General features: G+C 53.6%; 19 protein-coding genes and 1 pseudogene. 12 read left to right on the top strand and 8 right to left on the bottom strand.

Features of this window, described 5'->3' with window-relative positions; all coding sequences use genetic code 11:
• Positions 1–249 precede the first annotated feature (249 nt).
• Complete coding sequence (locus FEE99_RS04035) at positions 250–1,212, bottom strand: arsenic resistance protein (protein WP_019817011.1); 963 nt, start codon at positions 1,210–1,212, stop codon at positions 250–252.
• A gap of 93 nt (positions 1,213–1,305) precedes the next feature.
• On the opposite strand from FEE99_RS04035, the gene FEE99_RS04030 reads away from it, so the two are divergent.
• Positions 1,306–1,740, top strand: coding sequence for a MerR family transcriptional regulator (locus FEE99_RS04030; protein ID WP_019817012.1), 435 nt, complete (start codon positions 1,306–1,308; stop codon positions 1,738–1,740).
• A gap of 122 nt (positions 1,741–1,862) precedes the next feature.
• On the opposite strand, the gene FEE99_RS04025 is transcribed toward FEE99_RS04030, so the two are convergent.
• Positions 1,863–2,360: a MarR family winged helix-turn-helix transcriptional regulator gene (locus FEE99_RS04025; RefSeq protein WP_019817013.1), complete on the bottom strand. Its 498-nt coding sequence runs from the start codon at positions 2,358–2,360 to the stop codon at positions 1,863–1,865.
• A gap of 197 nt (positions 2,361–2,557) precedes the next feature.
• Between FEE99_RS04025 and arsQ the strand changes: the two genes are divergently transcribed.
• The 11 genes and pseudogenes from arsQ to FEE99_RS03970 all read left to right on the top strand — a co-directional run bounded on the left by arsQ (position 2,558) and on the right by FEE99_RS03970 (position 14,075).
• Positions 2,558–3,763, top strand: coding sequence for an arsinothricin export permease ArsQ (arsQ, locus tag FEE99_RS04020; RefSeq protein WP_019817014.1), 1,206 nt, complete (start codon positions 2,558–2,560; stop codon positions 3,761–3,763).
• A gap of 72 nt (positions 3,764–3,835) precedes the next feature.
• Positions 3,836–5,110 carry an arsinothricin biosynthesis radical SAM protein ArsL gene (gene arsL, locus FEE99_RS04015; RefSeq protein ID WP_041476536.1) on the top strand — a complete coding sequence of 425 codons (1,275 nt, stop codon included), beginning with the start codon at positions 3,836–3,838 and terminating at the stop codon, positions 5,108–5,110.
• An 11-nt stretch (positions 5,111–5,121) separates the two neighbouring features.
• Positions 5,122–6,003: a hypothetical protein gene (locus FEE99_RS04010; RefSeq protein WP_019817016.1), complete on the top strand. Its 882-nt coding sequence runs from the start codon at positions 5,122–5,124 to the stop codon at positions 6,001–6,003.
• Positions 6,004–6,019: 16 nt separating this feature from the next.
• On the top strand, positions 6,020–7,069 hold the full coding sequence (arsM, locus tag FEE99_RS04005) for an arsinothricin biosynthesis methyltransferase ArsM (RefSeq protein WP_041476537.1): 1,050 nt from the start codon (positions 6,020–6,022) through the stop codon (positions 7,067–7,069).
• A 69-nt stretch (positions 7,070–7,138) separates the two neighbouring features.
• Positions 7,139–7,849, top strand: coding sequence for an aquaporin (locus FEE99_RS04000; RefSeq protein ID WP_019817018.1), 711 nt, complete (start codon positions 7,139–7,141; stop codon positions 7,847–7,849).
• A gap of 138 nt (positions 7,850–7,987) precedes the next feature.
• Complete coding sequence (locus FEE99_RS03995) at positions 7,988–8,533, top strand: arsinothricin resistance N-acetyltransferase ArsN1 family B (protein WP_019817019.1); 546 nt, start codon at positions 7,988–7,990, stop codon at positions 8,531–8,533.
• A gap of 122 nt (positions 8,534–8,655) precedes the next feature.
• Positions 8,656–9,048, top strand: coding sequence for a DUF6957 family protein (locus FEE99_RS03990; protein WP_074059175.1), 393 nt, complete (start codon positions 8,656–8,658; stop codon positions 9,046–9,048).
• Positions 9,049–9,448: 400 nt separating this feature from the next.
• The gene (locus FEE99_RS03985; RefSeq protein ID WP_143978987.1) at positions 9,449–10,192 is read left to right on the top strand and encodes a MarR family transcriptional regulator; all 744 of its coding nucleotides are present in this window, start codon (positions 9,449–9,451) and stop codon (positions 10,190–10,192) included.
• Positions 10,193–10,533: 341 nt separating this feature from the next.
• Positions 10,534–12,603, top strand: a complete 2,070-nt coding sequence (locus tag FEE99_RS03980) for a putative bifunctional diguanylate cyclase/phosphodiesterase (protein ID WP_143979135.1) — start codon at positions 10,534–10,536, stop codon at positions 12,601–12,603.
• Positions 12,604–12,755: 152 nt separating this feature from the next.
• Positions 12,756–13,484: pseudogene (locus tag FEE99_RS03975) on the top strand (PAS domain-containing protein); the annotation flags it as partial.
• A 42-nt stretch (positions 13,485–13,526) separates the two neighbouring features.
• Positions 13,527–14,075, top strand: coding sequence for a methyl-accepting chemotaxis protein (locus FEE99_RS03970; RefSeq protein ID WP_237143822.1), 549 nt, complete (start codon positions 13,527–13,529; stop codon positions 14,073–14,075).
• A 132-nt stretch (positions 14,076–14,207) separates the two neighbouring features.
• Here FEE99_RS03970 and tnpC read toward each other — a convergent pair whose 3' ends face one another.
• The 6 genes from tnpC to FEE99_RS03940 form a co-directional block, all read right to left on the bottom strand.
• Entirely contained in the window at positions 14,208–15,755 is a 1,548-nt protein-coding gene (gene tnpC, locus FEE99_RS03965) for an IS66 family transposase (RefSeq protein WP_034128274.1), read from the bottom strand.
• A 61-nt stretch (positions 15,756–15,816) separates the two neighbouring features.
• Positions 15,817–16,152: an IS66 family insertion sequence element accessory protein TnpB gene (gene tnpB, locus FEE99_RS03960; protein WP_009682493.1), complete on the bottom strand. Its 336-nt coding sequence runs from the start codon at positions 16,150–16,152 to the stop codon at positions 15,817–15,819.
• Positions 16,149–16,481: an IS66-like element accessory protein TnpA gene (gene tnpA, locus FEE99_RS03955; RefSeq protein WP_009682494.1), complete on the bottom strand. Its 333-nt coding sequence runs from the start codon at positions 16,479–16,481 to the stop codon at positions 16,149–16,151. Before tnpA ends, tnpB begins: the two co-directional genes overlap by 4 nt.
• Before the next feature lie 19 nt (positions 16,482–16,500).
• Positions 16,501–16,689, bottom strand: coding sequence for a transposase (locus tag FEE99_RS03950; RefSeq protein WP_082817310.1), 189 nt, complete (start codon positions 16,687–16,689; stop codon positions 16,501–16,503).
• Between the two features lie 202 nt (positions 16,690–16,891).
• Positions 16,892–18,181, bottom strand: a complete 1,290-nt coding sequence (locus FEE99_RS03945) for an ATP-binding domain-containing protein (RefSeq protein ID WP_032873353.1) — start codon at positions 18,179–18,181, stop codon at positions 16,892–16,894.
• On the bottom strand, positions 18,178–19,965 hold the full coding sequence (locus FEE99_RS03940) for an ATP-dependent nuclease (RefSeq protein ID WP_041476538.1): 1,788 nt from the start codon (positions 19,963–19,965) through the stop codon (positions 18,178–18,180). The genes FEE99_RS03945 and FEE99_RS03940 overlap by 4 nt, the downstream gene beginning before the upstream one ends.
• Between the last annotated feature and the right edge of the window lie 191 nt (positions 19,966–20,156).

Below are 20,156 nucleotides of genomic sequence, written 5' to 3'. Positions count from 1 at the left end.
GATAATTCGAATATGCGGTAAAGCGAATGTGTTGGGGAGAGCGCGCTTAACCCTGTCCGCGAGGTTAGCGAGACGCCAGTACCCGCGCACGTCGTCGAGAAAGGCATCCGTAAGCCGGGCCTGCTGGCCCACGTCATGCTGGCTAAGTTAGCCGACGCAGTGCGCGATTAAGATTACCGAGTTGTTACCGCACAGGAGAATGACCGTTTGATCACGCAAAGTATTTTGGGCTAATGCTTAACTACCCATTTAGATTTTGCGCCAAATCAAAGCAGGAATTGCCCGGATGTAAATTAACTCGCTAACTAGCTCAATCAGCGTTTGGGTGATGACTGCCGCCGCCGCTAGCCCTCTGATTTCCTCGGGTAAAGCAAGTGCCAAGGGCAGAACGACCAATGAATTGCGCGTCGAGCTACTGAACGCCACTGATCTTGCAGTGATGGCCGGCAATTTGAATGCTCGCGCAACCAGCGCACCAACCAGTGGTGCCAAGATCATGAAACCTATGTAGACGGGAATCACGGGCAACAGCTTGTCCATGTCTCTGACCACCGCTGAAATCTGAGAGCCGATCACTACGACCAACACAGCCGCCATAGCTGGTACAGGCATCCAAGCCCAAGCGTTGTTCCAACCCTCAACGACGCGTGACTCTTTTGCACAGGCAGCTGTTGCTACCGCTAGGAGCAAGGGCAAAGCGATCAGCACTACGAAGGCCTCGACAAATGGGCCGACAGATATAACCACTGTCGAGTCATTACCCAGCATGAATGCCAGATACAGAGGCAGCAGCACAAGCTGTAGCAAGAGTAGTAATGGCGTTGCAGCTAGAGTCAATTTGGAGTCGCCCTTACCGATATGGGTAAACACCACCACATAGTCGATACAAGGCGTCAGCAAGACCAACAATGCGCCCACCAAAATAGCCGGGTGATCGGTTAGGCCCATGGTCAACGCCCAAACCAGCAGGGGGATGGCGACGAAGTTCGCCGTCAGCAGCGCCGTCATGAAGCGCTTGTTGGAAAGCCCTTCACGGAGATCCAGGAACGGGACCTGTAGAAACATGGCGTACATCAGCACAGCGATGGCCGGTGTCACCAACGCACCTAACAATTGAGAGGCATCAGGTGCGAGCAGACCTCCGACTGCCGCGACAATGACCGCGACGAAGTAAACGGGAATCTGGTTCTTCTCTAGCTGTTCTCTATCCACGAAATGCCCTTAAAACGCGTGAAATCATTTTTCGATTGAGCAGGTTAATATCTGTAGCTACTACAGGTTCAAGAAAATGCTGGGGGAATTCGCATGTCAGGAATCGGGGCGTTGTCTAAATCAACGGGGTGCCACATTGAAACGATTCGCTACTACGAAAAAATAGGTCTTTTACCTCCGGCCCTGCGGTCGACCGGCAGGCACCGAATCTACACAGAAAAGCATCGTTCAAGACTCGTCTTCATACGGCAGAATCGTGAATTGGGCTTCCCGCTTGACGATATCCGAGAACTCATCGCGCTTGCAGCAGATGCTGATCGTCCATGCGCTGACGCTTTGGCGGTGGTCAAGAAGCACTTGGCAGAAGTAGAGTCGAAAGTTGCTCAGCTCCAGCAGATCCGGATAGAGCTGCTCTCGATGGCAGGCACGTGTGAGTCATCATGCTTAGGATCAAACACCCCAGATTGCACGATTGTTGAGTCACTGTTCGAACCCGCTGCTGGGGCTCGCTCTGGTTGCTGCTCTTAGCCAGTCTGGAAGCATAGTGAAAGCAAGCTGTGTTGAGCGTCCGCCTGAGGCGATTTCGCTCTGAAACGTCTTCAACCGAGAGTCGGAGAAAACTTGAGGAAGAGGAGCAGCAGCGTACTAATTCAGCAGCATTTGCTTGGCAAATACTCGTCACGGCTGAGGTCTTTCAGACCGCAGCGTTGTTCCGTGGCTTTGGCGAAGCGACGAAGCATTTCGATCGCCCCGTCACGTGCTTCTTTCGACAAATCGCAGGCCAGGTTGCGAGCTTCACCCACCAGATCCGACCGAATACTTTCATAAATGGCCGTGCCTTCTGGCGTCACCGTGATCGCCAGGGCGCGGCCGTCAGTTGCGTCGGGCACACGGCGAACCAGCCCTTGTTTGGCAAGCGAATCGACCAGGCGACTGGCGTTGCTCTTATCGAGAAAAAGCTCGCTGGCCAACGATTGAACGCGAACCGGCCCTGCCTTAATCACATGCTCAAGTGCGTAGCATTGAGTGACGGATAAGCCCTCGCAGCAGCTGCGATCTCTGTCACGAAACTGGTACACGCGAACCAAATGACTCAGCGCTTCATAGAGCTGTTCGGCATCCTGGTCGATCTGATCAATCTTTGGCATAGCACTCGGCTCGCAATTCCGGGGAAAACGCTAATACCACCTTAGCAGTCGTAGCGACACATTTTTTTGGGCATAAGAGCCGGCGAAATTGTTCCAAGATATTAGTTGCGACGCGCAACGTATTTTGCGATTGTGAATTGGAGGTATGGCTTGCGGGCCTTTCAGAGGCGGTTGCGGTAACGCTTGGAGGTACAGGGATGTTGGTAGAAGCGCTTAGGACGAAAACAGGCTCCCGGTTACGAAACCTATGGAGCAGCGTTTCCATTCCTCTACCTGTCGCGATGCTACTGGGCGCGATTCTGATCCCACTTCTTGCCGGCAGTAGCAGCGGGGACGTATTCCAGTCGCTGAGCAAAGGCTTCGGAAACAACCTCGGTTATTTCGCCATCGTCATCCTGAGCGCGTTTTTCATTGCCGGGTGGATCTCGGCGCAAGGAAGTGCGTCTTTCGGAAAATTCGGTATCTCTCTATCACCTCTGCTGGGTGCCGGGATGGTTTGTCCCGATACGGCCTACGCCTCTCTTGCTCCCATTGCGGGGCAACACAGGAAGTACATCGCGATCGGATGCTACTCAGGGTTCAAGCTTCTGATGCCTGCTGGCCCGCTGATCATCGGGATTGGGCTGGGAGCCAACACACATGACCCAAAGTTTCTGTATCTAGGATTGCTGCTCACAGTCGTAACGTGGATTACCGGAACGATCTGGACGTACTGGACGACTCGCACAGACTATCTATCTCCCAAGGATTCGACTGACCCGACCGTGCTTCAGGATTCGGTTATCAAAGTAATTCTGCCTCTGGCTGTATTTTTTGCACTCTTGATCGCCGGGTACACCATCACCAAGAACCAGCATTCCGTAATCGAGTTCTTCACTACTCCCGCCGGTGCGCTGATCGCCACATCGTTATTGATCGCGATTAGCTGCAAACCTGGCGAGGTTCAAGATCTGCTGTCCAAAGCAATGCGTAGAACCAGCTCGTTATTGTTCACCATAGGTTGTGCGTCTGCGTTGGGCCAAGCCCTCGGTATGGTGCTTCCCAAGGATCTGATTCAGCAGGCATTCAGCGCGTCGGGCAGCACCACGCATATTTTGGTTGGGGTGTTCCTGCTGGCAGCGGTATTCAAAACACTGAATGGTTCTTCGCTTGCGACCTTTGCTGCCATCCCACCTGTTCTCTCGCCAATCTTGGCGTCAAGCGGAGTGGATTTGATGAGCGTCACGTTCGCCGTATGCCTGGGATCCTTCGTCGCCATTCTCCCTAACGACAGCTATTACTGGTTGGTCAAAACCGACGCCTTTCCCGAATACAGCACCGGCAGGTACATGCGCCTAGTGACCGCCGGCTCAGTTCTACAAGCATTGATAGGCTTGGCAGTCCTTCTGCTGATCTCGCTTTAACTTCGAATTCCTACAAAACCATCAGTGACTCCAGTCACCGAATCGTCGTGCCTGAGCTCAAGGAGAAAGAGAATGAAGTACCTGGTCGCCAGTACATTCGAAGGGGGGTATCAACCGCTCAACGCGATATCCGCAACCACAGCTCTACTCGATGCAGATATCGAAGCGCAGTTGATCGATATCTACGTCGAGGGACTTGCCCTGGAGAGATTCAGTGATGCAGATTTGGTCTTCATCTGCGTACCGCTTTTTGACTCTCTGACTGCGGGAACGCAGCTGGCCAAGCAGCTTAAAGAAGCGAAGCCCTCCCAGAAAATTTGCTTCTTCGGTCAATACGCGACCATCAATGCAAAAAGCCTGGCCTCCAAATACGGTGACTATGCGATCGCCGGCGAGTGGGAAAAACCCATTGTCAGCTTGGCTAAACACCTCAGTGGCGAACAGGGACAAGATCTGCGCGGAGTGATCGATCGGACTCGCGGCCTTTCCAGCGAGATTGTTGTGCCTCAGTTGATCCGTGACGGGTTCCGCCTGCCGCGCAGGGACTTGGCACCGCCTCTACACAAATATCCCCAACCTCAGCTGGAGAAGTTGCTCGGCGAAAAGAAAATTGTGGGTGGGGTCGAAGGGTCGCGCGGATGTCACCACAAGTGTTCCTACTGTTCGGTGTATGCGGCCTATGACGGCAAGGTGCTTTTGGTCTCCGACGATCTCGTTGAGCGCGACGTGGCGAACCTCGTCGCACAGGGAATGACTCACCTCACATTCACGGATGCCGATTTTTTCAATGCCAAGAAGCACGGTTTGAAAATCATCCGGACTCTGCATTCGCAATTCCCCGACCTCACGTACGACTTCACCACTCGCGTGGATCATATTCTGGAGAACAAAGACGCCATCAAGGAAATGGGGAAGCTCGGGCTTGCTTTCATCACCACCGCGTTGGAGTTCCCCAAGCAGGAAGTTCTCGACCAAGTCTTCAAGGAAATGAACGTGCCCATGATCGAGGAGGCGTTGGCGTTTCTGAAGGAGGCCGGCGTCAAGGTTAACCCGACCTTCATAACGTTCAACCCTTGGGTGAGCCTTGAGGACATGGCCGAGCTGCACGACTTCATTGCTCGCAACGAGCTGGAGAACATCGTCGACCCCATCCAGTTTGAGACTCGGCTGCATCTCTATAAAGGCTCACCGCTGCTCAACAACGACACAGTGAAGGAGTTGCAGTTGGAGGAGCACGAGTTTCATTTCGACTGGCAGCATTCGGACTCCCGCCTGGACAAGCTCTTCATGGACTCGGTCACACCACCAGAAGAAGGTGTGTTCAAACGTTGCTGCCTGAAATGCTAAGGAGATAACAGATGTCGTCACTTACTTTGTTGCAGGCGGCTCTCAGGCTGGCCAACCAAACTGATGGTCTCCAGGTGCCGGGCCATATTGCTTGGCGCGCTCATAGCGAGGCGTTGAACAGGTCGCTGAAGGATGGAAAAGACACTCTTTTCATTTGCTCGGCGAGCCGCAATGACGAACTCACAACCCAGTATGGGCAGGCTCAGGGTGTAGCGTTCAGTCCGAGTGTGGACGAAGCCGATCCCACTGCGGCCGTGTTCGCGAACATTTACTGGGAAGGGTTCAATGCTGAGCCCGAGTTTGGCCGAATCGCGCAATCGCTTTATGAGCGACTGCAACGTCATGGTCGACTGGTATTCCCGGCGATTCTTTCTGATGAGGAAGCCGTATCGCTCCGGGCCTTCACTGTTGAGGGGTTGGAGTGCAATAACGCGCTCACAGAGTCTGCTATTGCCGAGCAGCTCTGCGAGGCGGGCTTCCATGGCATCACATATGAGCTCGCATCCGAGGTGCCGGTCTCCATTCAGGACGGCATTGAGTTCCGCCTGTTCACCGTGAGCGCATACAAGGGTAAGGCCGGCGTGTGCCTCGACCAAGGGCATGCCGTTATCTACAAAGGTCCTTGGAAACATACGGTCGACGACGACGGCCATACCTACCAACGCGGCATCCGTACAGCGGTGTGCGAGAAGACCTTCAATCTGCTGATGTCCGCGCCTTACCAAGGCCAATTCATCCCGGTGCGTTGCTATGTCGAGCCAGCCTTGGACAAGAGCGGCTTCTTCGACTGCAACACGCCTTCAGTTCGAGATCCCAAGGTCACCAAAGGGCTTGTACCCATCGCAGGCTCTGCCGAGGAATCGTGCTGCGCTGATGGTACTTCGTGCTGCTAAACGGGAGATGTGACTAATGACTTCTGCAATTGAAAACACAATCATCGCCGACTACACCGAGGCGTTGAGCAACGGCAACGTTGTCCTTGAATCGCAGCTGACTGAGAGCTGCTGCAGCGACGCTTATGGTGCCCAGTACCTGAAGAACATTCCAAAGCGAATCATCGAAGCCAACTTCGGTTGCGGTAACCCGACCAAGTATGTGCGCGAAGGTGATGTCGTCCTGGACTTGGGCTCAGGGGCCGGTCTGAATTGCTACGTCGCTGCCCAAATCGCCGGTAGTAACGGTGCTGTCTTTGGTATCGACATCAACCCAAGCATGTTGCAGATCGCTCGCGACGAAGCGAAGGCGTATCAGAAGGCAACGGATAGCGCACCTTTGCGTTTCTACAAGGCATCCGCGAGCAACCTGAAAGTCGACCAGGAGCTCGCCGAAGAGCGCCTGCGTTCGGAACCTTGTGCTGATTGGGCATCGTGGAAAAACTTCGAGCAGTTCATCAGCGATAGCTCCCAGTCCAAGCCTCTTATCGACAGCCAGTCTATCGATCTGGTGATTTCGAACTGCGTGATCAATCTGGTTGGTGAAACCGAAAAGCAGAATGTTTTCGCCGAAATTTATCGGGTACTGAAACCAGGTGGCCGCTTTGCAATTTCTGACAACGTCTCAGATATCGCCATTCCTGACGAATTGAAACGAGACACCAAGCTGTGGTCGGCCTGCTACTCAGGCGTGCTTCAAGAACAGGAGTTCTACCGGCAGCTTCAAGAAGTCGGTCTCACGGGAATAAAGATTGAGGCGAGGAACGACGCCTCAACCAAGCGAATAGGCTCAGTCCGGTTCTACTCCGTCACTGTTACTGGTACCAAGCCTGAAGTTCAGAGCGGGAAGTCTGTGACGGTGATCTACCGAGGGCCTGGGCTTGAACTCACCGGCGATAGCGGCAGGGTTTACAAGCGCGGGGTGCCTACGGAGCTGGCCGCAGGAGATGTCTACCTTTCCGCAGACGATGCGCTGTATGTCGTAGAAGGGAGTCAGCCCGTCAAGCCCAAGTCCTGCTGCTCGTAACAGCGTCTGCGGCTACGAGCCAGCTCAGTAGCCGCTATCCCTAAAATCTCTCCTCATAGAGCCTATCCAATGAGTACTTCACGGAAGATCTTGGCTGAGTTCCTCGGTACAGCAGTTCTGCTGTGCACCGTAGTTGGTTCTGGAATCATGGGTCAGCGCCTGGCGAACGGTAACGATGCGCTAGCGCTTCTTGCCAATGCGCTGGCAACTGGCGCGAGCTTGTATGTACTGATCGTGTGCTTCTCCACTTTTTCCGGTGCGCACTTCAATCCGGTGGTCTCTGTAATCGATTATTTGCGCGGAGGACTGAGCAGTAAGCAACTGGGCCCCTACGTGGCGGCTCAAACAACGGGTGCAATCTTCGGAGTATTCGCGGCGCATTTCATGTTCGAGTTGCCTGTGGTCGAGTTCTCCCATCATGTTCGCACCGGGCCGTCGCAGTGGTTCAGTGAGTACCTGGCAACGTCGGGATTGGTGCTGACAATTCTGCTGTGCGATAAATATCACAAAGCAAAAGTGCCTCAGGTGGTTGCCGCGTATGTTGTCGCAGCCTACTGGTTCACGTCCTCTACGAGCTTTGCGAATCCTGCGGTGACGATTGCTCGGGGGTTCACTGATACGTTCTCGGGGATACGAATATCAGACGTAGCGCCGTTCATCATTGCGCAGTTTTTCGGTGGGCTAACGGCGCTGTTCCTGGCGAAGGTTCTCGGTGGTAAAGACGTCGTCGTAGATATCCCGCAGCCTGGTCTCCACGAGCAGAAGTTACCAATTCAGTGAACGGTGCTCTCTGCGGTTCGTGGATGCGGTGAGCCCGTTTGAGGCAAAGTTCACGGTTCTATCGCCACATTCTGAAGGGCTTGGCCTAGGTGGTTCAGCCCTTCAAACGTGGTTCTTTAAGGGGCAGCAAGGAAAGACATGAATTATAAAGTGAGGGTTGCTACACCCGCTGATGCCTCTGCCATCCAAGCTATCTATGCACCAATGGTTATGGAAACCGTCATCTCGTTTGAGCTGACGCCACCGACTGTCGAAGAGATGGCAGCACGAATAGCCGCAACACTGCCAACGTATCCCTATCTGGTAGCAGAGATGGACGCCAAGGTCGTTGGATACGCTTATGCCAGCCAGCATCGAGCCAGGGAAGCCTATCGTTGGTCGGTGGATGTCACCGTGTATGTCGACCCATCAGTGCACCGAAAAGGGGTTGGTCGTGCCCTTTATCAGCAGCTTCTACCAGTCCTAGAGAAACAGGGGTTTCATGCAGCCTATGCCGGCATCGCCTTACCCAACGCGGGAAGCATAGGCATCCATGAAGCGCTCGGGTTCACCCACATCGGCACCTACCCCGAGGTAGGGTTCAAGCACGGCCAATGGCATAGCGTGGGTTATTGGCGCAAACCACTTTGTGCGGTGGCGCCGCCAATAGAAATCATCCCGTTCAGTGAGATAAAGGGAGAGTAGAGGAACGAGATGTGAGATGACCTAGCTGCTATTCGTCGCCATCGATACTAGGCGATTCGCCGGGAGCTATGCTGAAGGATGCTTCTCATTCGAATCGGTTTTTTGATTGGCTGGAGGAACGAATGAATTTGGCAGGGTTTACTTCACTGCTTTCTGCAGGGGAGAAAACAAGCGGGTGCCAACTCGCCAACCCAGATGCTGTGGCCTTGGCCAATCTGCACTTCCCTTCCCGTGCCTACTGTCTAGTTGCTGATTGGGCAATATTGGACATCGAAGTTACAACACGTCAGAGAAAAGCCATCACCGATAGAGGGTTAATCCCTGCTCTGGTTTACGCTTTGACCGTTATCCAAGATAGCAAAGGCCGCTTCCCACCTGGCGATTGGGTTCGAACAACTTTGGCGGTTTCTTTCACTCATGGGTGTCTGTTTGAGACGAAGAATACGATTTATGTATTGATGGGGTTCGGTCGAAGGCTTCGTACAGATCTCGATATAGCACTTAGCCTATGTTGAGCCGTTGCAACAGTGAGTGCTCATAAGTCAGCTGGTTTCACTGCACATGTGCTCGTTCGATAGGACGTGCTGGAGCGCATTGGAATTTAAAATTGAGTTCAAATTGATCAAAAAACAGGCAAAAAACCGCGTCTCAAGCTTATCTCAAATTAACTAATAATTTTGCCAGTATCTTCATATTTAACAGATAGTTATGAAGATTTTGATGGGCGCCCCTATCTAGATAGCAGCTGCGCTTGGCGATAACGTTTCTCCTGTAGCCATTTTTTTTGAGGTTCCAGGCAATGAATTCCGTCCTGTTTGTGATTGATAGAGCGCTCTCGGCTGATCCGTTGAAGCTAGCGTTGTGCTGTATCTTGTTTCTGAGTGCTGGTTTGCTGATGCATGCGTGGAGGTCGAAATGAGCGAAGTCGAAATGGGTCGTCCCGTGTCTGAATGGGCCAAAATGCCTGTCGATTGGATACGTGCAGGCGAGCTAGTCAACTTTGCGGATGAGTCCTATTCGGTAAAGTCGATGTGGTTGAAGGAGGATAAGTCCGCAAGAAACGCATGCATTTCCTCGCTCAAGCTTTACCTAGCGCTGTGCTGTCGAGCAGATTTCATAACTGGAAATGCGAGCGTGACTTATGAGGAGCTGATTCGGCTCACTGGCTTGTCTCGGCCAACTGTTGCGAAGGCGTTGACGCGACTAGAAGTAGAGGGGCTTATTCAGCGAAAAGCACAGGCCCTCAGGAAGGGGTCGAGCATCCTGATTTGCGGCTGGCTTGAAAGTAAAAGCTGGGCGAAGATCCCGAAACGCTGGCTTTACGATGGCTCGTCTGGAGCGAAAATTCTCATGCTTACTGAGTTCAACTTCAGCAGAGCGTCATTGTCGGCATTAAAGGTGTACGTAGCTTTACTTGCGTACAGGGACTCAAATCGAGGTGGCATCGCTATGCTGTCCTATGACCGGTTAGCGCTGATTACCGGTGTTAAGAGACACCACATCGCGGATGCCATTACTCGATTGTACGATCTGAGAATGATTTCATTCAGACAGGGTGACTTTTCAGAGGCATCTGATTTTTCTAGAACGAACCGCTATCTGGTTCGCGGACTCGGAGTTCGGTGGACTAAGGCAGACGAATTTGAGATACCTCAGTAACCGTCCGGCCATGTCATCTACCCAGCCCCGCAAAGCCAAGACATCGTGTGCACTCAAATTTAAGTGAGCACCAGATCTAGCCTTTTAAACGGGTATTTCATGCAGCCAACACTCGGTTCCTATTCCAAGGCCTTCAAAGCCCAGGTCATTCAATATGGGTGCCCAGCACGGCACTACAATTGCCAGCATCGCATTCAGCCGTAAGCGTGCCCGTGGAAGTCGCAAGGCTGGCATGACGCTTTTTTTTGTAAAATTTTTGACGATAGGATGAAGCGTACTCTTCAGAAACTGCTCGTGCCGCCGATGGCCCAGAGGAGCCAAATTCAACCTTCAAGGTTTCAATGCTAGTAAGCAGCTATAACAGCGTGTATGTGCTGTTTTCCTTCGCCGTAGCGATCCTGGCGTCTTATACCGCGCTGGACATGACTGGTCGAGTCACCCGTACCGAAGGCAAAGCATCGGCACTTTGGCTTGCCGGTGGATCTTCCGCCATGGGCACGGGCCTCTGGTCGATGCATTTTATTGGCATGTTGGCCTTCCAACTGCCCATCGAGCTGGGTTACGACCTGACGCTGACTGGCTTATCGTTGTTGATCGCCATCGCCTCCTCCGCCTTTGCTTTGTGGCTAGCATGCCAGACGGAAATGCCACTGCCGCGTTTGCTGCTTGGTGCGGTGCTCATGGGTATCGGAATTGCATCCATGCACTACGTTGGAATGGCGGCGCTGCTGATGAATCCTGTAGTGGAATACGTTCCGTCGTTGTTCGCGCTATCGGTGCTGATTGCTATCCTTGCTTCGGGCGTGGCTTTGTGGATCGCTTTCCGCCTGCGTGGCGAAGGTCAGTACATCAATCGTACACGCATCGGCGCCTCGTTAATTATGGGGTGTGCCATTGTTGGAATGCACTATACCGGAATGGCGGCTGCCCAATTTCCTATCGGGAGCGTGTGCGGAGCGGTCAATGCAGGCATTGATAGCAACTTGCTAATGGTTTTGGTGATTCTGATCACGCTGGCTGTCTGCGCTATTGCCTTGATCGTATCAATGCTTGACGTCCGCACCAGCATACTTGCCAGCTCCCTTGACCTCGCAAACAGTGAACTGGTGCAGCTAGCTCTTCACGACAATCTTACTCGCCTCCCTAACCGTATCCTCCTAAACGACCGTCTTCAGCAAGCGATTCATAAAGCCATCAGGCAGAAGAGCCACTTTGCCGTACTCTTCATGGATCTGGATGGTTTCAAAGCTGTTAACGATACTTACGGTCATCACACTGGCGACCAGTTGCTTCTGCAAGTAGCAAAGCGAATCAACGACGCCAAACGCGGCGAAGATACGGTGGCTCGCCTCGGAGGCGACGAGTTCGTTCTGCTTATCGATCCCGGCGAACCTGAAGACGCTGCGATGTTGGCGCAACGCTTGGTGGAAAATATTCGATTACCTTACGTACTTGGGCGGCAGACAGTGCATGTGTCCGCTAGCATCGGTATCGCTATATTCCCAGAAAATGGCCTAACCGAGCATGAGCTGATGGTCAATGCCGATGCGGCTATGTACCACGCCAAGGAGCAGGGCCGCGATGGCTACTGCTTCTTTGAAAAAGCTATGAACGTTAACGCTCACCTGCAGTTGGAAATGCAACAGGATCTGCGGTGCGCACTGGATCGGAATGAATTTATCCTGCACTTCCAGCCGAAGATGCTCGCCCCAAATGGCCCTATGATCGGCGTTGAAGCTTTACTGCGTTGGAACAAGCCAGGTTTGGGCTTGGTGCCGCCCGTCCGTTTCCTGCCCTTGGCAGAGCGTACTGGATTGATCGTGCCAATCGGTAGCTGGGTAATCCATGAGGCGTGCCGGCAGATGGCCGAATGGCAAGCGTTAGGCGAAGGTAAAGACGAATGGAGTATTGCGGTCAACATTTCGACGGTACAACTGGCCCATGCAAAGCTCGTTGATGTCGTGCGCAATGCCCTGCAAAGCAGTGGCCTGCCCCCCCGTTTCCTGACACTGGAAGTTACCGAATCTACGGCGATGCGGGACGCTGAAGCTGCTTTGATTGTTCTTGATCAATTGGCAGCATTGGGCGTGAATATCTCCATCGACGACTTTGGTACCGGTTATTCCAGCCTGCTTTATCTTAAGCGCCTACCAGCCAACGAACTGAAGATCGACCGAGGTTTTATCACCGAGCTGGCTAAGTGTAACGATGACGCGGCTATCGTTTCGGCCATAGTAGCGCTCGGTAAAACGCTGGGGCTGAGGATCGTTGCAGAGGGTGTGGAAACCGCTGAACAACAACAGATGCTTACCGAGTTGGGTTGCGACATTTTGCAAGGTTACCTGCTGGGCAAGCCGATGAGCGCAGAGAGGATGCTGGAAAGCTTAAGCGCGACCAAGACTCTAGCGTGATACTGCACAAGCCATAGATTCAAGTTGGTGCTTGCTGGTGCAATTTGCAGACCCGCTACATCACCTGATTTAAGCATCAGTTAAACATTCGAATTGGGATTTACGGCTTCTCCTCATTCGTCCGATAGTAAAATTCACTCTAAGGCTAATCAATGTTCAACAAGGCAATCAAGCAGACCTTGGCTGAGGCTCTGCAAAAGCTTCAGGCCGCAGAAGCAAGGGCCGTGGCCGTTGACCGTTCGACGGCAACAATTGAATTTAAACCCGATGGCACCATCATAGGTGCCAATGAGAACCTTCTTACCACCATGGGCTACCGACTGGAGGAGATCGTCGGACAGCACCATCGTATTTTCTGTTTTCCTGATTACCAGGCGAGTGCCGACTATCGTAAGTTCTGGCAGCGCCTGGCTGGTGGCGAGTACATACGTGAACGTTTCCTGAGGCGTAATAAGCAAGGCCTGGAGGTCTGGCTCGAAGCCAGCTACAACCCTATCCGAGGCGCCGATGGTCGCGTCGAAGGCGTGCTGAAGCTGGCCACCGACATTACTACTCAGGTGATCCGTGAGCAGGAGCAGAGCAGCATGGTTCAGGCCATCAGTCGCTCGATGGCTGCGATTTCCTTTAACTTGAAAGGTGAGGTTCTCGACGCCAACGAAAACTTCGAGCAGGCCATGGGCTATCGCCTGGATGAGATTCGGGGAAAGCACCACCGCATGTTCTGCACACGAGGTGAAGCGGACTCTCCTGAATACCGCGATTTCTGGGAGCGACTGAACCGTGGTGAGTTCTTCTCTGGACGCTTCCAGCGACTCAACCGGCATGGCGATACCGTCTGGCTGAGCGCAACCTACAACCCGGTATTCGATGCCAGTGGCCGGCTTTACAAAGTAGTTAAGTTTGCCCGTGATATTACGTCCCAAGTGCGCCAGCAGCAGGCAGAATCCGATGCAGCCACGCTCGCCTACAATATATCCCAGCAGACGGACAGAAGCGCTCGCCATGGTGCCGAGGTCATTAGTGAAACGGTCGAGGTGGTACAAGGCATAGCAGCCGAGCTCTCACGAGCGGCTGAAGGCATCACTGCAGTCAATCAGCAGTCAGAGATGATCCGCAGCATCGTGCAGACCATCCGAGGTATCGCCGAGCAGACCAACCTACTTGCTCTAAATGCTGCTATCGAAGCTGCAAGGGCGGGTGAACAAGGCCGAGGTTTTGCGGTGGTCGCCGATGAAGTACGAAACCTTGCAGCCCGCACGGCGCAGGCCACCGTGGAAATCGTCGATGTTGTGAAGCGCAACCATGAACTAGCGCAGGATGCTGTGGAGAGCATGCAGGCTAGTCGCCAAAAGGTCGATCAAGGCGTCGATTTGGTCAGCCAAGCCGGCTTTGTGATAGAGGAAATTCAGAGCGGAGCACGGCAAGTAGTCGACGCCGTGCGCCAGTTCGCCGAGGCAAAGGAAGAGCTCTGATGTAACTGTATCGGGCACAACCTCGTAAGGCTGTTCCAATTTCTCACGATAAGCGTGCTTGTCCAATATGACATCATCGCTGCTTACTGGGCGCAACTGAACGTTTGCATCCGAGCATCACGTCTTACGCAATTAGACCGGTTGCCAAATATGCGGCAGCAAATGATCGATTTCACTCGCCCGCTGCGTCGGCAGGCGTGTGAGCACGTCCTTCAAATAGGCATACGGATCATGACCGTTGAGCCGCGCAGACTGGATCAAACTCATGATCGCCGCCGCCCGTTTTCCGCTGCGTAGCGACCCTGCGAAGAGCCAGTTCTTGCGTCCAAGAGCCCATGGTCGGATCTGGTTCTCTGCCCAATTGTTGTCTATGGGTACAGCCCCGTCATCGAGGTAGCGCGACAGCGCTGCCCAGCGTTTCAGGCTGTAATCGAGTGCTTTGCTGATGGCTGAGCCTTCGGGCACAAGGTCGCGCTGGGCGCTCATCCAGACATGTAGCATGTCCATTACCGGGACGGCTTTTTCTTTCCGTATTCGCCGCCGTAAATCCGGCTCCAGATCGCGGACTTCGCTCTCGATTTCGTACAACAACTGGATATAGCGCAGGGCTTGCTCAGCAAGCGTGCTTTTATTCGTAGCGTGCAGCTCGAAGAATTTGCGCCGTGCATGGGCCATGCAGCCGATTTCGGTCACGCCGAGTTCGAAGCTGGCTTTGTAACCGCCAAAATCGTCACAGACCAGCTTGCCCCTCCAGCCTTGCAGGAAGTTGCGAGCATGCTCTCCGGCACGGCTGGGGCTGAAGTCATAAACCACCGCTGCCACATCCGAGAACTGGCTGGTGGCGTAGGCCCAAACATAGGAACGGTGGGTTTTCTTTGTTCCCGGCATGAGCATTTGCACGGGTGTTTCATCGGCATGAATAATCTGCTGCCCGAGTACCACTTCGCGCAGCGCATCGACCAGCGGCTGCAACTGAACCCCAGTCACGCCAACCCATTCGGCCAAGGTTGAGCGTGGAATCGCCAGGCCCGCTCGACCGAAGATCGATTCCTGACGGTAAAGCGGTAAATGGTCAGCAAACTTGGCAATCATGACGTGGGCCAGCAGCCCAGCGGTTGGGATGCCCTTGTCGATGATCTGAGCCGGAACCGGTGCCTGGATAAGCGTTTCGCAGTCATCGCAGACCCATTTGCCACGTACATGACGCTCGACGGTGAACACGCCCGGTGTGTAATCCAACTTCTCACTGACATCTTCACCGATGCGTTTCAGCGCGCAGCCGCATGGGCAGTGAGTGTTGTCAGGTTCGTGATGGATCAGTGTGCGTGGAAACTCAGCCGGCAATGCAGTGCGCTTGGGCTTCTGCTTTTTCTCGGTCGCCGCTGGCACTGTTTGCAAGGCCTGAAGCTCTGCTTCAATCGCTGCGATATCTGTATCGATCAGGTCATCGAGCAAACTGGCCTGCTCAGGATTCATCTGCTCGCTGCGCTTGGCAAATTTCAAGCGCTTGAGCTGCGCAATTTCGAAGGTCAGCTTCTCGATCACCGTCTGATCGCGGTTGATCTTCTTGCCCATGGTTTCGACCGTCTTACCCATTGTTTCGACTTGCGAGAGCAATTGCGCAGCTAAGGCACGCAGTTGGTCGGGAGTCATTTGGTCGAGATTGGGAGAAGAAGTCATGCGCCGAATTTTGCCAGAGCAGGCGCTTCGCGGCGATAGACCGATAGGCTAATGGCAGCCGTTAAAGCAGTGTGATCGAGCCGCCGGAACCTGCTCGTTGCCATGGCAGGCCCAATACCAAGGCTTGGAGTTGCTCGGTGTCCAACTGCATTTCAGAGCCATGACGAATGCTTGGCCAGTGGAACTTGCCCTGGCTCAACCGGCGCGCCGCCAGCCATATGCCGAAGCCGTCATGCACCAGCACTTTCATGCGATTGGCGCGGCGGTTGGCGAAAAGATAAGCACAGTGCGGCTGCGCCGCACCGAACACCGCAATCACCTTGGCTAATGCCGTTTCGGTACCAGCGCGCATGTCCATCGGCTCGGTGGCGAGCCAGATGGAGTCGATGCGAATCATCGCAGAAGGTCTCGAAGAAAGGTCGCGCAGGCAGCAGCATTTTCAGTGGGCCAGTTCACTGTGACGGTGCCACGCGGGTGCTGTATTTCAACGCAAATATTCGATGATGATGTGTGGGATTTCGCCCCTGCCAGCGGCACGGGTAACGGAATAAATGCAGGTTGCAGCGCCGTGCTTTTCTGCGCTTGCAGGCGAATCCATTTGTGGACGAGGTTTGCGTTGAGGTTATGGCTGAGTGCGATGCTGGCAATCGAAGCACCGGGCTGGGCACACTCTTGAATGACCTGAGCTTTGAAGGATTTGGAATAGGAACGGCGTGTTGGCTGCATGAAATACCCGCTTAAAAGGCTAGAACTGGTGCCCACTTAAATGTAAGTGCACACCATGTCTTGGCTTTGCAGGGCTGGGTAGATGACTTGGCCGTACGCATACGATGCCGTGGCTGATGGCGACACTGGAAATGGATGCGCCAGGTTGCAGGCATTCCTGAACGATCTGGGCTTTGAACGGTTTCGGATAAGAGCTTCGTTGGCGCATGGAAATCCTGGCGATAAGGGGGATCGCGTCCGCTTAAAAATACGCGGACACCATCGCCCCTAATGCTGGAGTTCGGAAGGTGAGTTCGCCGGACGCTTACATACCTCAAAGCTCGACTCATAAAAATCGTCCAGGTGCTGCTGACATTGCAGCAGCTAATCGTTTTGTCTCAACCTCACCTAAAGTTACGTAGTGCTAGGGGCTAGTTCTCGTTTAAAGCTAACTCCTCTCGAACGGAGAAAGGAGGAAGTGTCATTGCTCTCGGAAGTTGTACTAGTACCAGACACTGGTGCTTTGCTCTGGTAACGGCATTGTAAAGTAGCCGTCTCTGCTGCTCGTCATTTCCACGAATTGCCGCAGGCCAAAGCACAATCACTAGATCAAATTCTCTGTTTTTTGCTCCATGAACGGTTAGCGCTCGAATACCTGGCCCATCTCGTGAGCTTAGACGTCGTTGGTTTGAAAATGAGTGCCGTATTGTGTCCTCCATTTCTTCGCGAAGGACATGAGTCCTTCCCTTAGTCCGACGCTGTTTCTCTAGCCAACGCACGAAGTCTTGAGCAATCGGTGCAGGTTTTTCCGCCATCAATGCGAAAGCTTCCGCCAATGTGGCTTGGTCCGGCAAAGCCAGATCGTCAACGAATGTGTCGGCAAGCTTGGTCTCTGACTCTTCCAGAATTATGTTGTAGGGGCCGTTTCCTCTGCCTGTTGTTCGGGTGGCGACCCACGTGAGGATGCCGTGGGCAAATTGCCCCATTGTTGGGGTGATAATCGCGACCCGATTCCCCCCTCTATTCCAACCAATGCCATTAGAAACGTAAGAAGCGGCGAGAGCTGGTGTGGGTGTGTGGAAAATCTTAAAGAGCCCATTTGATGCTGGAGCCTGTGCTGATCGGATAGCACCGGCGGCGGCAAGGAGATTACGATCTGAGGTGCGCCAAGGCTGCTGAAGAAGTGCGTCGTGGCCAACAGCAGTTAACCAATCGCAGGCTGGATTAGGACGTAGCTCCTCGATGAGACATTGAAACTCATCTGCAGCAATTAGAAGGTCCACATGGGGAGCCATTGCCTGCACTATCCGCAGTCGGTTTGGCGTGAGATCTTGTGCTTCATCCACGACCACAATGGGATACGTCGCTGCGATCCAGCGGACAACGATATCGTGAGAAAGAAGGTCCGCGGCGACCTGACACACCGCTTCATAATCATTGACTCTTGGATGCCCCATCTCTAATTGGGTTATTAGTGCTTGCCATCTGCTGACGATTCGCCAAGCGAATCCATCGATTGTTGTGCACTCGTACTGTCGGCGCAGGAGCGCAACACCGCCCAGCCGATCGTCCAAGCGACGGCGCGACCCATGCATAAAGGTTAACGCCAAAACTTTCTGAAACGCCTGTATAGGATGTCTTTCTAATCTCGTGGCTAGGTTTGCCATCAACTGATGAGTTTTTCCACAGCCTGCCGCGCCTGAGAAAGATTGAATTGTCATGGTTGGAATACCCAGACACCCTCTGGGTCGGCGACGAAATGTGCACTAGCAGTTCCCGCGCACGCCATAGCCAAACAGCTGAACAACTCTGCTGCTCTGGCACGGCAGAGAGGTGAGTTAACTATCGCGTCTGCCACCGACTCGTAGCAGATCACGTCCACTTTTTTATTTTTTAAGTGGGTGACGATGTCGGACACAGTCGAGGGGGCAACCTCCGTCAACTCCGAAAGCCTCCCAACAACGTCGACTTCATCCGCAGCCAAAATCCAGCCGATGGCGTCTTCGATCATCTCGTCGTCAGCCCACCGTATTATTGATGAGGGAGCAGTGGGTTCTGCCAGAAGGCTGGTGATGTAGCGTTTACCATCTCTGTCGCCGTCCACCAGGCAGCAGACCTTGTGATGAGTGGCTGACAGTAACTGGAACGTCTCTACCACCTTGGCGTCCTCAGTTGGAACGACGCCGACCTCCAGTCCAAACATAGATGGCATGCTCGTGGACCAACCCTCGGTCAACATCAAGGGTCGTAGCACCGTTTTCAGTAACAAGAAATCAGCACGGCCTTCAGGCACCAATACACACGGGTGCATTAAAGCCGACAGGACGTCCACACGACTTTGCTGAAAAAACTTCCTCTTCCAATTCTGGGCATTTGGTAGCAAGGGCTCTGATAAAAAAGGAAGGGCCGAGAGATGGCCGTCGACATTTCGGAGAATCAATACAGAGGTTGGATCTGATACCGCAGCAATCAATGGGGAATGCGTAGTAATGAAGGTTTGGGTCGAGAGTGCTTGCACTCGTTGTACCAGCTGTTGCTGACCTGCTGGGGGCAGGTGAAGCTCGGGCTCCTCCAAGGCCATTAGAAATCCTTCACCTGCGGCTGCACGTCCTCGACCTAGTTCCAATAGTAGTAACAAACCTTGCAGAGAAACCAAGCCGCTGCCCTGTCTGGCGGCGGGTACGCCCAGACCTCCGACGACAGCGAAATGTGCAGCGACAGAGTCAAGAAGCGATCGGCTATCAGTGCTCGTCACCCGAAGTTGAACATGTGGCGCGTTCGGTATGCATCTCGCTAACTCAGCGTTGACGTTCTGTATCAGTGGTGAAATTCGATCATCGTTCTCGATGGGGGCTTCCGGGCGCCTGAGCCGATCGCGCTCAGCTAAAATCGCCTCGGACGGTTGGGCTGCGGCTGCTTGCAGCGTGCGCCGGAATAGCTCACTGCCCCATGAAAAAACCTTGTCCCAGGTACGGCTCGCTCGTACGAGATAAAACCCAATCTCTTTTATCAAGCGTGGAGGAACGCCAACGGGCGAGTCGTCGGCGAAGGGATCCATCGGGCTATCGTGATCGTGGAAGTAACGAACCATCTCGACCGAGAGTGAGTCGCGGTCGAAATAAGCTTGAGCGCCGATTTGGCAGCAAAGCTTCGATGCCTCCTCGGTGCGAACCGCGCTGATCGTACCGTTGGCTTCGTCCAGCCATTTAGGCACGCCTCTGCCGTCTCTAAACCAATCGGTATTCTGATAAGGGTCTTCGGAAGGAAAATCTGTGATTGTGGCTATAAGCTTTATTCGGTCGGCAGGCTGGGGATCTGAACCGTAAAAGTCATGTTCGGTGAGTTCCCTGATCATCCGCTCCCTTCCTAGAAGAAGCGTCAATGCCTCTATTACCGTAGTTTTGCCGGTATTGTTAGCCCCGATCAGCACAGGATGGTCTTTAAAGTGAACGCTTCCTGCACGGATACCGCGAAAATTTTGGATATCCAAGATCGCTACTCTCATCACATTTCCTTTGGACTGAACGAGCGAATAGAGAAGATTTCCTTCCTGGGTGCCGAACCGCTTCGGCCTCCGAGATAGTGAATATAGGAGATATTCGGGCCAGTCCCACCTGCAATTGATGCAGGATTAGGAGGCAGGTTTGAATCGATTTCGCAGACACCACTTCCCTGTGATGCTTCGTTAGCTTGAGT

This window comes from Pseudomonas sp. ef1, from assembly GCF_007293365.2.
GTDB lineage: Bacteria > Pseudomonadota > Gammaproteobacteria > Pseudomonadales > Pseudomonadaceae > Aquipseudomonas > Aquipseudomonas siliginis.
Note: the sequence above shows the minus strand (reverse complement) of the source record. Positions and strands in the feature narration are given on the sequence as shown.

Excerpts from the sequence above, each read along its gene's own strand:
- FEE99_RS04030 (WP_019817012.1), top strand. The coding sequence starts at position 1,306 with ATGTCAGGAATCGGGGCGTTGTCTAAATCAACGGGGTGCCACATTGAA.
- FEE99_RS04025 (WP_019817013.1), bottom strand. The coding sequence starts at position 2,360 with ATGCCAAAGATTGATCAGATCGACCAGGATGCCGAACAGCTCTATGAA.
- arsQ (WP_019817014.1), top strand. The coding sequence starts at position 2,558 with ATGTTGGTAGAAGCGCTTAGGACGAAAACAGGCTCCCGGTTACGAAAC.
- arsL (WP_041476536.1), top strand. The coding sequence starts at position 3,836 with ATGAAGTACCTGGTCGCCAGTACATTCGAAGGGGGGTATCAACCGCTC.
- FEE99_RS04010 (WP_019817016.1), top strand. The coding sequence starts at position 5,122 with ATGTCGTCACTTACTTTGTTGCAGGCGGCTCTCAGGCTGGCCAACCAA.
- arsM (WP_041476537.1), top strand. The coding sequence starts at position 6,020 with ATGACTTCTGCAATTGAAAACACAATCATCGCCGACTACACCGAGGCG.
- FEE99_RS04000 (WP_019817018.1), top strand. The coding sequence starts at position 7,139 with ATGAGTACTTCACGGAAGATCTTGGCTGAGTTCCTCGGTACAGCAGTT.
- FEE99_RS03995 (WP_019817019.1), top strand. The coding sequence starts at position 7,988 with ATGAATTATAAAGTGAGGGTTGCTACACCCGCTGATGCCTCTGCCATC.
- FEE99_RS03990 (WP_074059175.1), top strand. The coding sequence starts at position 8,656 with ATGAATTTGGCAGGGTTTACTTCACTGCTTTCTGCAGGGGAGAAAACA.
- FEE99_RS03985 (WP_143978987.1), top strand. The coding sequence starts at position 9,449 with ATGAGCGAAGTCGAAATGGGTCGTCCCGTGTCTGAATGGGCCAAAATG.
- FEE99_RS03980 (WP_143979135.1), top strand. The coding sequence starts at position 10,534 with ATGCTAGTAAGCAGCTATAACAGCGTGTATGTGCTGTTTTCCTTCGCC.
- tnpC (WP_034128274.1), bottom strand. The coding sequence starts at position 15,755 with ATGACTTCTTCTCCCAATCTCGACCAAATGACTCCCGACCAACTGCGT.
- tnpB (WP_009682493.1), bottom strand. The coding sequence starts at position 16,152 with ATGATTCGCATCGACTCCATCTGGCTCGCCACCGAGCCGATGGACATG.
- tnpA (WP_009682494.1), bottom strand. The coding sequence starts at position 16,481 with ATGCAGCCAACACGCCGTTCCTATTCCAAATCCTTCAAAGCTCAGGTC.
- FEE99_RS03950 (WP_082817310.1), bottom strand. The coding sequence starts at position 16,689 with ATGCGCCAACGAAGCTCTTATCCGAAACCGTTCAAAGCCCAGATCGTT.
- FEE99_RS03945 (WP_032873353.1), bottom strand. The coding sequence starts at position 18,181 with ATGACAATTCAATCTTTCTCAGGCGCGGCAGGCTGTGGAAAAACTCAT.
- FEE99_RS03940 (WP_041476538.1), bottom strand. The coding sequence starts at position 19,965 with ATGAGAGTAGCGATCTTGGATATCCAAAATTTTCGCGGTATCCGTGCA.